This window comes from Paenibacillus sp. W4I10 (assembly GCF_030816325.1).
GTDB lineage: Bacteria > Bacillota > Bacilli > Paenibacillales > Paenibacillaceae > Paenibacillus > Paenibacillus amylolyticus_B.
Map to the genome: position 1 here is coordinate 2511082 of NZ_JAUSXX010000001.1, position 14304 is coordinate 2525385.

A 14304-nucleotide genomic window follows, 5' to 3' on the forward strand; every position below is an offset into this window, starting at 1 on the left:
CTCATCTTCAATCTTATATCGCGTATATTACACATATCACGGGGACACTTCACACGAGGTAAGCTTTCCGCTCCATGCATGATGTAATAAGTACATTCATTCGATACAGCTATCTATTAATTCTACTACAGCCTGGTCGGGATGCAAAGTTTAACTGAAAATCACGGATAAAATCTATACAGATGAATGACTATGTATCGCAGAAAAGACCAGAACCCTTCATAATCAAAGGATTCCGGTCTTTCATCTATTCACTATTCCAGGTTCGCGTGGCGGCCAAACATATCCGCTCCGGTCATACCCTTCATTTCCATCATCGTAAGGATGAGAGCATCCATGCCGATTAACAGTCCCTGTTCAAACAGCGAGCCCATTGGCTGGATGGTTACTTCCGCTCCGGAAGTCGCTGTGTCCTCTTTGGCTGAAGCCGGAAGGCGCACTACCGTAGTTGCCAATTGACCGATCGTGGACTCTGGCTTGATCGTAATCAGGCCGACAGGTGCTCCTGCTTGACTAGCCTTCTTAGCCATAGCTGCGAGACTGCCTGTCTCTCCTGAGCCAGAGCACAGCAAGAGGAAATCCTTCGAGCTGATCCCAGGTGTTACGGTCTCGCCCACCACATATACACGAAGCCCCATCTGCATCAGTCTCATGGCAAAAGCCTTTCCCATAAGTCCTGACCGGCCTGCTCCTGCTACAAAAATCTGTTCTGCAGCCAGAATATGTTCAGCCATCGCTTGCATTTCAGCATCGTCGATCTGGCTTAACGTACGTTCCAGCTCCTTCAAGATGTCAGCTGCGTACTGTGTTTTGCTCATTCGCTTACCCTTGTTTAACAAGACGTTGCATTTCAGCTGCAACTGCCGCTTTGTCCGCTTGTCCTGTGATACCGCCGCCTACAATAACCAGATCCGGTTGTGCTTTGATTACTTCTGGCAATGTTTCCAGCTTGATTCCACCAGCGACAGCCGTTTTAGCATTTTTCACAGCAGCTTTGATCGTTTGCAGATCTACGAACGGGCTTTGTCCTTCAGCTTGCAGGTCATAACCTGTGTGTACACAGATGTAATCTACGCCAAGCGCATCAATTTCACGAGCACGTTGTTCAAGGTTAGGCACGTTGATCATGTCCACAAGAACTTGTTTGTTTTGTTTCTTCGCTTCTGCTACTGCACCTTTGATCGTACTGTCATTGGTTGCCCCAAGCACAGTGATCAGATCCGCACCAGCCTCAGCTGCTTTCATGATTTCATAACCACCAGCATCCATAATTTTAAGGTCTGCAAGAACTTGCAGATTAGGGAATGCTTCTTTCATCGCTTTAACCGCGTGCAAACCTTCATTAATAACGATTGGTGTACCAATCTCAACGATATCAATATATTGTTCAACCTCTTTAACCAGTGCGATACCTTCAGGGATATTTACCAAGTCAAGCGCCAATTGCAATTTCATCATTTATTTCTCCTTTGTTGTTCAAGTATGATTCGTTCCTGTAAAAATAATAATCAGATATTTAGCCTGCACCAATTGGTCTGTTCAGATGCATGCAGTGTTTGTTTTTGGCTACTCACTCATTGTAGACCCTGACTATCCATTCAGGAAGTACGCACTTTGAAGTGGGGTAGTTACTCGGGCGATACTATTGATAATCTTTCGTTGTTAGGTGAATTAAATATAGAATTAATCCTCTATTCAAATCCACCCGCTTACAGCTGAACAGCAGCCTAATCATCCAATTAGATATTCAATATAAAGACCCCGCCACAAGGCAGGGTCTTTATATTTATCTTTATCATTTTCAATCCAGCCAGGGCTGGTTTAGAAATTTATCATTTTACAGATATACTGGTTTCACGCATACCGGCTTGGATACACCTGTGCTGTGACCTGTGTATTTCAGACGGCCGCTCTCCTGATCTACCGTGAATGTCACGAGGTTGTTCGTATCGCGGTTAGCTGCGATCAGCAATTTGCCGTTAGGTGTCAGAGCAAAATGACGCGGGTGCTCACCTTCAGCAGATACATGCTCAACCAGTGTCAGGTGACCTTTGTCTGCATCTACTGCAAATACAACGATGCTGTCATGTCCACGGTTAGAACCATATACATAACGTCCATCATTGGAAACTGTGATTTCCGCTGTTGTATTTTCTTTGCCATCATATCCATCAGGCAATGTAGATACGGTAGACAATTCAGTCAACGTACCCGCTGCTGCATCATATTGGAACGAAGTAATGGAAGAATCCACTTCGTTGATCACATAAGCGAATTGACCATTCGGGTGGAACGCCAAGTGACGTGGGCCAGCTCCCGGATGCGTTTTAGTTTCACTGTGCAGCACAAGTTCATTTTTGTCTGCATCAATGGAATAGATCGCAATGTTATCCGCGCCCAGATCCTGTACCATCATGTATTTACCATCCGGGCTGAAGAAGGCGGAGTGCACATGTGGCTTGTCCTGACGCTCAGGATGCGCACCTTGTCCTTCATGTTTCTTCTCGTCCAGAAGCGCTCCAACTTCACCGTTATCCGTCAAGGCTTGCAGACCTACCAGACCACCGTGGTAGCTGGAGAGAATCAAGTATTTGCCGGAAGGGTCACGCTGGATGTGACATGGCGGAGCTGAAATGGAGTTACTCCGGTTCAGCAACGTTAATTTTCCTGTAGAAGGATCAATGCTCAGAGCTACCGCTTCAGACATTTTGTTGCCTTCAGCTGACGCTGTTTCACCAATCGCATACAGTTTGTTACCCTCAGCATCCACGTTGACAAACGTTGGGTTTTTCACGCCCGCAATGCCGTCAAGCTTGGACAAGCTGCCTGTATCCTCATTCAATTCATATGCATAAATGCCCTCATTTTCCGCTTCAGCGTAAGAGCCAGCAAGTACGAGCAAGCGTTTTGATTCACTCATTACAGTTTCCTCCTCTATGTGTATGTAATCTTGTTGCACCTCTTCTATAATAAATCTGCCATATCAAAATAGCAATCCGCTGTCGTTGCCCAGCAGGGAAATCCTTAGTTAAACAAGGCGATTACTACACATCATCATACTGATATCCATTCATATGAGATGCATCTTCTGCTATGATAAGATAGGTTTTTCATCCAGAAGGGACTGAATTGCATTGCTTCACTCATTTTTACTCACGTTATACCATGTGTTCCTGCCGATCTCACTTCCCGTGATTGGAGGTATTCTGTTAAAACGCTTCAAAAATTGGGATACCCGGTCGCTCTCGACCTTTTCCCTTTATATTTTGAGCCCTGCGCTCATCTTCAATACATTGCTGCATGCAGAGATTACCTGGACGGACGTCACCAGCACGTTCTGGTTCTCTATTATTAATCTGATTGCCTTGTGGGCACTCGCCGAGCTGTTAAGCCGGATTTTCCGTCTGGGTGCAAGCGAAAAAGCGGGTCTCACCCTCGTCTCCACGTTTACGAACTGCGTGAATTACGGGCTCCCGCTTGTACTGCTTGCCTTTGGTCAGCTTGGACTGGACAAGGCTTCTGTCTACGTTATTGGACAGATGATTATTGTTAATACGGTAGGTATCTTTTTTGCCGCGAGATCCGAATTCACGGTAAAAGATGCGATCCTGTCCGTTTTCCGCATGCCATCCATTTATGCTGCTGGCATCGCCATTGCGCTGCGTGCGTCCAATCTGAGCCTGCCTGAAGCGCTGGATGGGGGGATCTCCATGCTGGCTGCGGGCTACTCTCCTGTCGTTCTCGCCATTCTGGGAGCACAGATGCTCAGACCAAAAGGGGCAACGGTGCCTTGGTTGCCCAATGTACGCCGAGCTTTCTGGACCGGGCTTGTGGTCCGTCTCGCAGCTGCGCCAATCCTGTCCTGGCTGATACTGACCGCGCTTCAGGTCGAAGGCACGTTGTTCAGTGTGCTGCTGATCCTCGCATCGATGCCGACCGCAGTGAACGCCGTTATTTTGGCTGAACAGTTCAATGCTTCTCCGCAGTTTGTATCCCGCTGCATTCTGTGGACCACCGCCGCATCCATGTTGATGCTGCCCATTATGATTGTGATGGCTTCCTGATTAATACCGGAGGTGATACCGAAGCGATATCCGCTTGTCGGCGTTTCTCCAGCCGGCGTTCATAACGCCGGTTGAGCGCTCTGACGTAGAAGAATTTCACGACAAAGTACGAAATCACACCCAGAATGACACCAAACACGGACATGCCTGCCAGAATATCCAGTCCACCAAGCAACAATTCACTCACGGCCGACCAGTTTCCGCGAAACAGCTCCATGAATGCACTCTCATGTACCGGTCCCTGTCCCATGCTGTGAGCAGGCAATATCCATGAGCCAATTTGTTTCGCGAGTGGCATCAGGATAATAGGTAAAAACGTAAGTTTCCCGATCACATTACCAACAATCGCTGCTGGCACCGAACCCCCAGACAATCGCACAATTGGATAAAATACGAGATATATCAGGGAAGCGGTCGAGATCACGATCAGTTCCAGTCCGAACCCTATGGCAAATCCGGTAGATACTTTATGGGCACCTCCGGGAGCACGTAACAATTTGAGAAAATTCAGCTTCATAGCACGTGTTAAACGTACCCAGCGGTTAGTCTTGCGCTTCTGTGTGTTCATACCGAATTACTCCTTATTTTACACAAATGACAACTTGAATCGTCTATTCTTCAGTATATCACACCGCGTTAGCTCCTGTAGTAACAATGACCGGTTGTGTCTCCATCTGGACATTACCTGCCACCGCTCGGGAGATCATACAGGATGATTCAGCCTTATGCGCCAGGCGCTCAGCCTTGGTCAGATCCGCCTCTGAAGCATCTTGGCTGAGTACAATCCGGGGTCTATGTACGATCCGTTCGTACGTAAATACGTTATTCGTAACATCTACCGTTGCTTCCGATTCAAGCGTCAATTCATCCGGCGTAATATCCGAACGCTCCAGCATCGCTGCCAGTGTGATCAGGTAACAGGTGGAGGCTGCACCCAGCAGCATCTCGTCCGGGTTAGTTCCCGTACCGGGTCCGCCCATCTCCTTCGGAATCGATATGACCGTTTTTAATCCACCTGCATCGATTGTTCCCTCACTGTTACGCCCACCATTCCATACCGCTTTCAGATGAAAAGGATGTTTCATGACATTCATTCCTTTCTTATTTACACACGTATACACGTAATATTCTGCTCAATCAATGCGCTAACTTGCTCTTCATCTACACCCTGATCTGTAATCACTTTTGCCACACTGCTCATCTCAGCGACTCTGGTAAATGCCTGTATATTAAATTTGCTGGAATCTGCAAGTAATATGACTTCATCCGCAATCTGGATCATTTTCTGCTTCACCAAGGCCTGTAATTCATTTGACTCACTGATGCCTTTGGTCAGATGCACCCCTTTGCAAGACAAAAACACTTTATCGACATGATACGCATCCAACGAACGTTCCGCGAGAGGACCTACAAAAGACAGTGACTTCGAAGCCAATTGCCCACCTGTGGCAATCACACGAATCTGCTCCTTGTTACTCAGCTCTGCGGCCACTTTTATCGAATTGGTTAATACGGTCAGTGGAATGTTCGGCAATCCTGCCGCCATATACCACGCGGTTGTACTTGCATCCAGAGCAATCCGGTCGCCGGGTTCCACCATTTTCACCGCTTCGCTTGCAATTCTGCGCTTCTCTTCTGCATGGGCTACAGCACGTTCCGGATACGGAATCTCCGACTGTAACTCTTCCTTGTATTTTACGCTGACCGCCCCGCCATGGGACCTTCTGAGCCTGCCCGCCTGTTCGAGCTTGTCCAGATCACGACGTATCGTCTCTTCCGTCACCCCGCAGCGCTCACTAAGTTCGGTCACACGCATGCTGCCTTGCGTATCCACCCATTCCACTATTTTCTCATACCGTTCAGCTACGAGCATATTCCTTCACTCCAAACCGTTGATTATCCAGTTGATCCTGTTCATCCATCATACCACAGAGCGATGACAAGAAGAATCTGGACCATGTGCAAAAAGAGGGAGCTTTCGCCCCCTCCATTCCAGTTCTGAAGTGTATATTATTTATCTTCTGCCATAGGGAACCAGCCCGGCGTGTGGATGATTGCATTCCACAATCCGTCAGGGATAACCAGACGTTCCTGATCCGATTTGGTCAGAATCGTTTCAATATCTTCTTCCCGTCCGCTCTCGATTTTCTCAACCCAATCCGGTTCAATAATCAGCTCACGTCCAATGGCAAGTAGTGGTACTCCCGTTTGGAGCGCCTCAGCGGCCTCATCAGCTGTATGAATTGAACCTACGCCAATCACAGGCAATTTACCGTTCACACGATCCAGGATGAATTCCATTCTTGAACGTGTATCTGCTTCGCCACGTCTTGGCTTGGACCAGAATTCGTTCAAGGAAACGTGCAGGTAATCCAGGTTTTTATCTTTAAGCGCATCCACCAGTGCATACGTATCTTCCATCGTGAGTCCCGGTGTTTCCGGCTCTTCCGGGGAGAAACGGTAACCAATGATGAACGGCAGTTTCGTATGTTCGGCAACCACTTTCTGAATCTCATCCACGACAGCAAGCGGGAATGTCAGACGTTTCTCTACACTTCCGCCCCAACGATCTTCACGTCGGTTGGAATGAGGGGAGAAGAATTGCTGGATCAGATAACCGTTAGCACCGTGAATCTCAACACCATCAAAACCAGCTTCAATTGCACGACGTGTCGCTTCACCAAAGTCTTTGATAATGGAAGTAATCTCGGCATCCGTCAATTCTCTTGGTTCAGGAGATCCCGGACGCTCACTTGCAACCGGACTAGGAGCAACTACTTGACCCGCAGGTACAGCTTGTTCAGGAGTCAAACGGCCCGCATGGAAAATTTGCAATACAGCTACGGAGCCTTGTTGTTTCATGGTGTCAGCCAGTTTCTTCAGACCAGGAATGAAGCGGTCATCATAGACGCCAAACTGAGCCGGAAAACCAATGCCATGCTCGGTTACATGCCCTACAGCCGTAATCGACATGCCAGCACCACCGGTGCGACGTGCATAATAAGCAAGTTCAGCGTCGGATATCGTACCATCCGCATTCGAGGACATATGAGTCATGGGAGCGAGCACGATACGGTTTTTCAGTGTAATACCAGTCGGTAGTGAAACTTGTTCAAACATCTGGTTAAACTTTGGATTCATTCGTGGTTCCCTCCTGATTATAAATATCTCTTTTAATAGATATATGAATATATGCGTTCACTTACTGTAATGATTATAGTTACGTTTCTTTGCAATTGCAACTTTTCATTTTCAGAAAGGAAAAAAAGAGCAGAGTGTCTCCAGACTCTCAGCCCCTTAATCTTCTTCATTCTATCCAAAGTCCTTCACTCTATCCAAAGGATATTCAGAAACTCCGAACGTAAGCCAGCTTCTGATCCATCTCTTCCACGCATTCGTAACAATCGTGTTCATCGTTGGCAACCATTGGGGTGACTGGATACAGATTCATCTCTGTACTGTTATACGATTTCAATAGCGGTAACAACTGAGTCACCCGTGTATTAGCCGGATCAAGCCAGGTGTTGATCTCTTCTTCAGAGAGGATCGCTGGCATTTTACTGCCAAACTCGCGTGTAACCATGTTTGCGCCTGTCATAAGCATCGTGCAGGTACGAAGCGGCTCTTTCCGTGTATCTCTCCACACCTCGTATAACCCAGCAATGCCGAACAGACCGCGATCTGGCATGACAACACGAACTGCATAACTTTTCTTGCCCTCTTGCCGCCAGTAATATAATCCATTGCAGGGAATGACGCAGCGCTTGGTCTCTACCAGTTTGTAATAGGAAGGATTCTCATGCACCGTCATGAGATTCGCGTTAACGGCATCACGACCCCAGAATGGAATGAACCCCCACCGAAACTCATCCAATACACGCTCGCCATCCTGATGCAAAATAATCGGCGTATGCTGTGTTGGGCTGATATTGTATCGGTTCTTGTAATAATACATCACTCGCTGAATCTTGAAATGATCTCTGACTTCGTCCAAATCGGCTGCCAATGAAAAACGGTTGCACATGCTCAAGCACGACCTTTCCCTGTGTAAGTTGGATGTATTGTTTGTAACTTTAGGGAAATTATGCATGCATATCGAACAGAAAATGACTTATTTTGACACCATTATGCTCTGATCATGATATATTTCATGTTTTTCACGACAAAAACAACGACCTCGGACTCATTTCAACTCAACTATTACTTGTTACTATAATAGAGAATAAAATACATTTATTGGAGGTTTTAAGTATGAAAAGGAAATTTTTGATGAGCATCATGTTGTTCTCAGCGATTGCGATGTTTGGCAGTACCATCTATGCGGCAACCTTTCTCACCTACGGTTATCCCAGCACCACCATCCCCATTCGTACGTATAATTACGCCTCCGCATGGCAGACTCCCATGGACGCTTCCCTTACCAACTGGAACAATGCAGGTGCCAAAGTTAAATTCACCAAAACAAGTAACTCCCCAAACACCATCACCGCAGGAAACTTCAATAATACAGCATATGGTGTCAACTACGCCTCCGTATCCGGCAGTCAAGTCGTAAGCTTCCGCATCGAACTCAATGCATCCACAATTACCCCTGACGCAACCAACTTATCCAACTTCATTCAAAGCGTATTTGTCCACGAACTCGGACACTCCATCTGGCTCGGTGACAACCCAACAACAAGCAGTCCTTCCATTATGTCTTACTCCCGCAACCGCAATTCCATGACCCAACCCCAAACTTTTGATATCAATAACGTAAAATCCAAGTACTAATCCGTTACAAACTTATCCCAAAAATCCAAGGAGGATTCCTATCCATGAACAAAAATCGAGTATTAACGCTGCTTCTCTCTTCCATTTTCATTTTATCTGCTGTTGGATGTTCTTCTGTTACACCTACCGCGTCCCCATCCGATGCACCCATGACCATTATTGCTTCTGAAGATTACCCGAGTTATGCCAGCATTGGCGACCTGTCCGAGAGAGCAAATACCATTGTGAAAGGCAGTGTTGTTGAGACTCGTGTGGAAGCTTTAAACGATATCGTACAAGTTACTGATGCTGCAAATGAAAACGAGTTAACCCCCGCGTCCGACTCGGGCGGAGAGCCATCTTCATTTGAGAAAATCTATACGATCCACACGATTCAAGTCGCTGAATCCTATAAAGGCGGTTACACTGCCGGGGAAAAACTTGAAGTGAAGCAACTTGGCGGACAACTTGGCAACACCGAGATTATTAATGATGACAACCTCAAGCTGATTCCTACCAAAGACTATGTACTCTTCCTAGAAACGTATGATGACACCCCTGCCAGCCTGCTCAACTCCGTTCAAAGTCTCTACGTGATCAAACCTGCCGCCAAGTCGAATCAGCCAGGTCAGCAACAATCACAGTCAGAAGTCATTGTGAGTGCAAACCCCGAGAATGACCTTACACTCCAGCTGGAGGATCTGCAAGAAATTCAAAACGAACAAAAGAGCGAATAAACTCTTATACGGTAATCACACTGTTACTTCATCTGCCTACAGGCAGCTAATCCCCTTCTACTGTTCAGTCCTACATAGAAATATGAAAACCGTGCTGCTCAGCAAACTGGGAAGCACGGTTTTTTTGAAGTTCCTTACTTAGACGGTGTATTAAGTCCAATAATCCATTCAGCCAGATCCTGTGTCTGTTTCAACAAGGCGATAGGGTCACGGAACCAGGATTGTTCTTCCGTCCATATGTATACTTTTCCATTTTTGATAGCAGGTAATGAACCCCAGATCGGATCTGCCTGAAGATCTTTCAACTGAGACTTGCTGGTCAGCACAATGTAATCTCCGGCATATTTGGAGAGCATTTCTATAGAGAATTCATGATAGGCGCCCTGCATCAACTCGGATGGAATGTTCTTTGGTGCTTGCAATCCAAGCAATTCATAGATGTTACGCCCTCCCCGGCCCGACTGATTGCCAAAAATGAAGACTTGGCGATCATATTCCTGCATAACGGAGAATGTAGCATCAGCTGGAACAACACTCTGCACCTCCTGCTTGATTTTGGCAATCTCCTCATCAAAATCAGCCAGCCACTTCTCTGCTTCCGCTTCTTTGCCAAGGACTTTACCGAAATAGTTTACTTCGTCCTTGAGTGTCGGGAAAGTGATGGATGCGATCGAAACGGTTGGAGCAATCTTGCTATATTTCTCATAAGCCGCCTTGTCCGGATTCAATGTAATAATAAGATCAGGTTCCAGCTCCATCAATTGTTCAACGGAATCCCCTATGGTCTCAAGACCATCCAAGTGGCCTTCCAGATAAGGGCTGTTCATCAGAAATTGGCCTCCACCAATCGGTTTGACACCAAGAGCAAGCACCGTTCCCAGATAATCAATAGCAGCAACTCGCTCCGGATGTGCAGGAATTTCTACCTCACCAAAGGTCGTATTTACCATTTGCGTTTCCACTACTGCCGGTTGTTCGGGTTCAGCCGCAACTTCGGATGTTTCTGCCCCCTGCTGGGCTGTTCCACAAGCACTCAATGTGAGTACAAGCGCAAGCGACATGATCGCTGATTTAAAATGGTTAAACATGTTGATTTCCTCATCTCCCTCATATTGATAATGATTATCATCATCAATTAAAGGATAACGTTCATCCCCTCCTGTTACAATGGATTCATTTGTTGCATTTAATGTACTTTTTGAAACTGCTTTCGAGTTTTCCTGCTGCTTCAACCGATATTGCCCGGGTGTGATACCGGTCTCTTTTTTGAATATACGATTGAAATAAAACGGGTCCATATAACCCACATACGCAGCAATCTCCTGTAATGAAGCTTCTGTGGACGCAAGCAGACTCCTTGCCTCAGCCATTCGTAACCGAATCACATATTCTGTCGGTGTACATCCCGTCTGTTCCTTGAATTTGCGTGATAAATATTGCGGACTGTAACTCAAGGACTGGGCAAGCAAATCAAGTGAGATCGATTCCCGGTAATGAGCTTTGATATATCGCAAAACCTGATCGGTAAGCGAAGGCTGTTGAACTTCGTTAAACATGCGACTCCGCTGTAACAAGACAAGCTGTACCAGTTGAAAGAAATACACTTTGACCTGAAATTTGCTCACTCGCTCCTGCCCTGACCAGCATTCATGTATATTCCGCACAAGCTCACGTAGCTCAAGTGTTTGATCCGGCACTGTCGCCCAGGACTCTTCAAACGGATTACGCTGGTTCAACATCATTCGGTACTCCACAAGCACGTTGGAGGGCAAGGTTGATTTGTACAAAATCAGATGTACCTCCATAACCCCTGTCGCTTCAAGTGTCAGACGTCTTCCTTTTCCCGCATGCAGCAGCAAGAACTGGCCTGTAGTCCATACCTCCTCGTCCAGCCCGACCTGCCCCCTGCCTTGAACATACACAAATGCACTGGTCGGTAACACATAATTGCGTATGAACTCGTGTGTTGCGAGTGATATAAGACGCACATCAAGCACGCGAACCTGTACCTGATCCCACAGCTTGATGTCATTCTGAATTCCCATATAAACTCCCTCTCCTAAGCAATCAAACATGCACAATACCTTGACATTGTGACTAAAAACCGGCCTATAATTGATAATGATTATCAATTATAACAATGATGGAACCATCTTAGAAGCCTACCTCCGTTTTTGTTAGATGCCGCAAAATAAAAAACGGTCGAACCCCCTCATAGAGAGATCTCAACCGTTCTAAAATTATGGCCTTATTCTTTTGATAAAGTCAGCCATGGAACAAACCTGAATGCGTCCTGTATTGGAAACTGCATCGGCAGATACGTATTTCTCTACTCGACAAATGACAATAAATATCCGTATCGTTCTTCCTCCATCTTGTCTAAGGGAATAAACCGGATCGATGAACTATTAATACAGTAACGTTTGCCGCCGCGATCTTCGGGACCATCATCGAACACATGACCGAGGTGGATGTCACCTGCCCGGCTTCGTACCTCCGTGCGTTCCATCCCAAAGCTCGTATCCGTTGTATAGGTAACAACCTCAGGTACAATCGGTTTTGTAAAACTCGGCCACCCGCAACCGGAATTATACTTATCCCGGCTGGTGAATAACGGCTCTCCCGTTGCAATATCCACATACAGACCGGGCTCCTCATTATCCCAGTATTCGTTACTGAATGCATGCTCCGTATCATTGTTTACCGTGACCGCATACTGTTCGTCTGTTAATCGTTCCTTTAATTGTTCATCTGTTGGACGTGGATATTGAGCGGGATCAATCCCAATCTCCAGGTCATCCAGGACAGTCATATCAATGTGACAATATCCATTCGGATTTTTTTCCAAATAATCCTGATGGTACTCCTCCGCCAAATAATAATTCTGCAGAGGCATTACCTCCGTTACAATGGGTTGGTCATATTTTGCTTGCTCTGCCTCTACAGCCTGCTCGATGATTTTGGCATCTTCAGGCAACGTATAATATATTCCTGTCCGATACTGAATGCCACGATCATTGCCCTGTTTATTCAAGCTGGTAGGATCAATAACTCGAAAATAAGATTCCAGCAATTTCTGCAAAGATACTTGCTGCGGATCATATTTTACATGAACGGTCTCCGCAAACCCCTGGTCCCCGCGAATAACATCCTCATAGGTTGGATTCTCTCCTTCACCGTTGGCATAACCGGAAGTCACATACTGAACCCCTGGAATACGAGCCATATATGCCTCCACACCCCAGAAACAGCCTCCTGCCAAGTACAGGTTACTCAGGTTATCCTCGGAGACACTCGATGCCTTGACAGGTTGAGTGGATATCGAAGATGAAGATGAATGGCTCTCAGCCCTGTTTCCACAAGCAGACACAGCTATCGCTATAACAAGGAGGCACAAGCCGAGCAGCGTCCTTTTCATGACACTTTCTCCCTTCTCACAAAATCTCTTGTAATGATTCCATGATCTGTTCATTGGATGCATGCCCTGGCTGCGATTTCGCTAAAATACCATCAGAGCCAATATAAAAGGAACTAGGATATGCTCTTACGCCAAATTTCTTGGCCCATACACCTTTCTCATCCAAAAGAACAGTTATGTTATCATATGGCTGTTGGTCAAACCATTCGGTAAACGCTTGGGAGGATTTCTCTCCTTTGTAGTCTGGCGTCACAATGGTAATGACTTGAAAATCATTGTTTTGACCAGCCAGATTGTTCAGGTCTTCCAAACCCGCAAGGCAGATGGAACACCAGGAAGCCCAGTATTTCACATACACTTTCTTGCCTTGAACATCAGAAAGTCCAACCGTGTTTCCTTCCAGATCACGCAATGAAAATTCAGGAGCCGTCTCTCCCTTGTTCATCATGGTTGACGAACTCATATCGGATGTTGATGCTGGGGTTGATGATGCCCCCGTTTGTTTTGATTCAGTTTGCTGGGATCCACATGCGCTCAAGATCAACAGGACTCCAGCAAATACGATTACAGATAACATCCATTTCCGTGCCGTCTTCATACCAAATTCCTCCAATGATTATTGAAACCAGGTCACCAAGCTGTTTAGTCGGTCTGTCATTAACAATAGTCCCATGACAATAAGAATACAGCCGGAAGTTATTTTTATGACACCCATGTACCTGTATAAACGACGTATCCGCTTCATAACATATTCCGAAAAAACGGACAGGATCAAGAAAGGAATCGCTAATCCAAGGGTATACAGGAACATGAGAAACCCGCCATACAGCGGAGAGCCTTCTCCTGCGGCGATACCAAGAATGGCAGCCAGAACAGGCCCGATACAAGGCGTCCAGCCAAAACTAAACGTCAGACCCAACAGGAACGCTCCGACATACCCTCCCCGTTTGGCTTGATCGTTTGACAGCTTTCTCTCCTGTTCCAGCCAGGATAGTCGGATCAACCCGGTTTGATAAATCCCAAAAAGCACCACAATGGCTCCGCAGATGGCAATAAACACAGGACTTGAGATCAAATTACCAACGATGCCGGAACCGAAACCAAGTAAAACAAATACCAGGGACAGCCCAAGAACAAATAAAAAAGTCCGCAAAACAAGTGTGGACCGCAACCGATTGTCAGGCTGCTGCTGATTCGTACCGTTGACCATACTTCCCGACAGATAAGACACATATACCGGGATCAGCGGCAGAATACATGGCGCAAAAAACGATAACAATCCTGCACCAAAAACGCCGAAAAGGAATACTAAATCACTGGTCAAGTCATTCAC

General features: G+C 46.4%; 15 protein-coding genes. 3 read left to right on the forward strand and 12 right to left on the reverse strand.

Translation table 11 applies throughout. From position 1 onward, the window contains the following. Positions 1–254: 254 nt before the first annotated feature. The 3 genes from hxlB to QF049_RS10955 all read right to left on the reverse strand — a co-directional run bounded on the left by hxlB (position 255) and on the right by QF049_RS10955 (position 2920). Positions 255–818, reverse strand: a complete 564-nt coding sequence (hxlB, locus tag QF049_RS10945) for a 6-phospho-3-hexuloisomerase (protein WP_091016976.1) — start codon at positions 816–818, stop codon at positions 255–257. A 4-nt stretch (positions 819–822) separates the two neighbouring features. Continuing rightward, positions 823–1455, reverse strand: a complete 633-nt coding sequence (gene hxlA, locus QF049_RS10950; RefSeq protein WP_307543198.1) for a 3-hexulose-6-phosphate synthase — start codon at positions 1453–1455, stop codon at positions 823–825. A 382-nt stretch (positions 1456–1837) separates the two neighbouring features. Continuing rightward, positions 1838–2920, reverse strand: coding sequence for a lactonase family protein (locus tag QF049_RS10955; RefSeq protein WP_307537343.1), 1083 nt, complete (start codon positions 2918–2920; stop codon positions 1838–1840). Between the two features lie 214 nt (positions 2921–3134). Between QF049_RS10955 and QF049_RS10960 the strand changes: the two genes are divergently transcribed. Then, on the forward strand, positions 3135–4064 hold the full coding sequence (locus QF049_RS10960) for an AEC family transporter (RefSeq protein ID WP_047842630.1): 930 nt from the start codon (positions 3135–3137) through the stop codon (positions 4062–4064). Here the strand turns inward: QF049_RS10960 and QF049_RS10965 are convergent. The 5 genes from QF049_RS10965 to QF049_RS10985 all read right to left on the reverse strand — a co-directional run bounded on the left by QF049_RS10965 (position 4042) and on the right by QF049_RS10985 (position 8088). Then, positions 4042–4632: a DUF2062 domain-containing protein gene (locus tag QF049_RS10965; protein WP_036670565.1), complete on the reverse strand. Its 591-nt coding sequence runs from the start codon at positions 4630–4632 to the stop codon at positions 4042–4044. The genes QF049_RS10960 and QF049_RS10965 overlap by 23 nt on opposite strands. A 58-nt stretch (positions 4633–4690) precedes the next feature. After that, entirely contained in the window at positions 4691–5149 is a 459-nt protein-coding gene (locus QF049_RS10970) for an OsmC family protein (RefSeq protein WP_150367565.1), read from the reverse strand. Positions 5150–5169: 20 nt separating this feature from the next. After that, positions 5170–5937, reverse strand: a complete 768-nt coding sequence (locus tag QF049_RS10975) for a DeoR/GlpR family DNA-binding transcription regulator (protein ID WP_105598331.1) — start codon at positions 5935–5937, stop codon at positions 5170–5172. 137 nt (positions 5938–6074) lie between these two features. After that, a complete protein-coding gene (locus tag QF049_RS10980) occupies positions 6075–7205 on the reverse strand; it encodes an NADH-dependent flavin oxidoreductase (RefSeq protein ID WP_307537348.1) in 1131 nt (376 codons plus the stop codon). A gap of 205 nt (positions 7206–7410) precedes the next feature. Continuing rightward, positions 7411–8088 (reverse strand): SOS response-associated peptidase, encoded by a 678-nt coding sequence (locus QF049_RS10985; protein WP_091016984.1) that lies wholly within the window; start codon positions 8086–8088, stop codon positions 7411–7413. Positions 8089–8315: 227 nt separating this feature from the next. Here QF049_RS10985 and QF049_RS10990 point away from each other — a divergent pair, with 227 nt between their 5' ends. Both QF049_RS10990 and QF049_RS10995 read left to right on the forward strand, forming a co-directional pair. Then, complete coding sequence (locus tag QF049_RS10990; protein ID WP_105598328.1) at positions 8316–8837, forward strand: zinc metalloprotease; 522 nt, start codon at positions 8316–8318, stop codon at positions 8835–8837. A gap of 44 nt (positions 8838–8881) precedes the next feature. Next, complete coding sequence (locus QF049_RS10995; protein ID WP_307537350.1) at positions 8882–9553, forward strand: hypothetical protein; 672 nt, start codon at positions 8882–8884, stop codon at positions 9551–9553. 134 nt (positions 9554–9687) lie between these two features. On the opposite strand, the gene QF049_RS11000 is transcribed toward QF049_RS10995, so the two are convergent. From QF049_RS11000 to QF049_RS11015, 4 genes are all read right to left on the reverse strand, one after another. After that, a complete protein-coding gene (locus QF049_RS11000; protein ID WP_307537352.1) occupies positions 9688–11598 on the reverse strand; it encodes an AraC family transcriptional regulator in 1911 nt (636 codons plus the stop codon). Positions 11599–11882: 284 nt separating this feature from the next. Next, the gene (msrB, locus tag QF049_RS11005; RefSeq protein ID WP_307537354.1) at positions 11883–12971 is read right to left on the reverse strand and encodes a peptide-methionine (R)-S-oxide reductase MsrB; all 1089 of its coding nucleotides are present in this window, start codon (positions 12969–12971) and stop codon (positions 11883–11885) included. Positions 12972–12987: 16 nt separating this feature from the next. Then, positions 12988–13569, reverse strand: a complete 582-nt coding sequence (locus tag QF049_RS11010; protein WP_307537356.1) for a redoxin family protein — start codon at positions 13567–13569, stop codon at positions 12988–12990. 18 nt (positions 13570–13587) lie between these two features. Then, a complete protein-coding gene (locus tag QF049_RS11015; protein WP_373428341.1) occupies positions 13588–14304 on the reverse strand; it encodes a cytochrome c biogenesis CcdA family protein in 717 nt (238 codons plus the stop codon).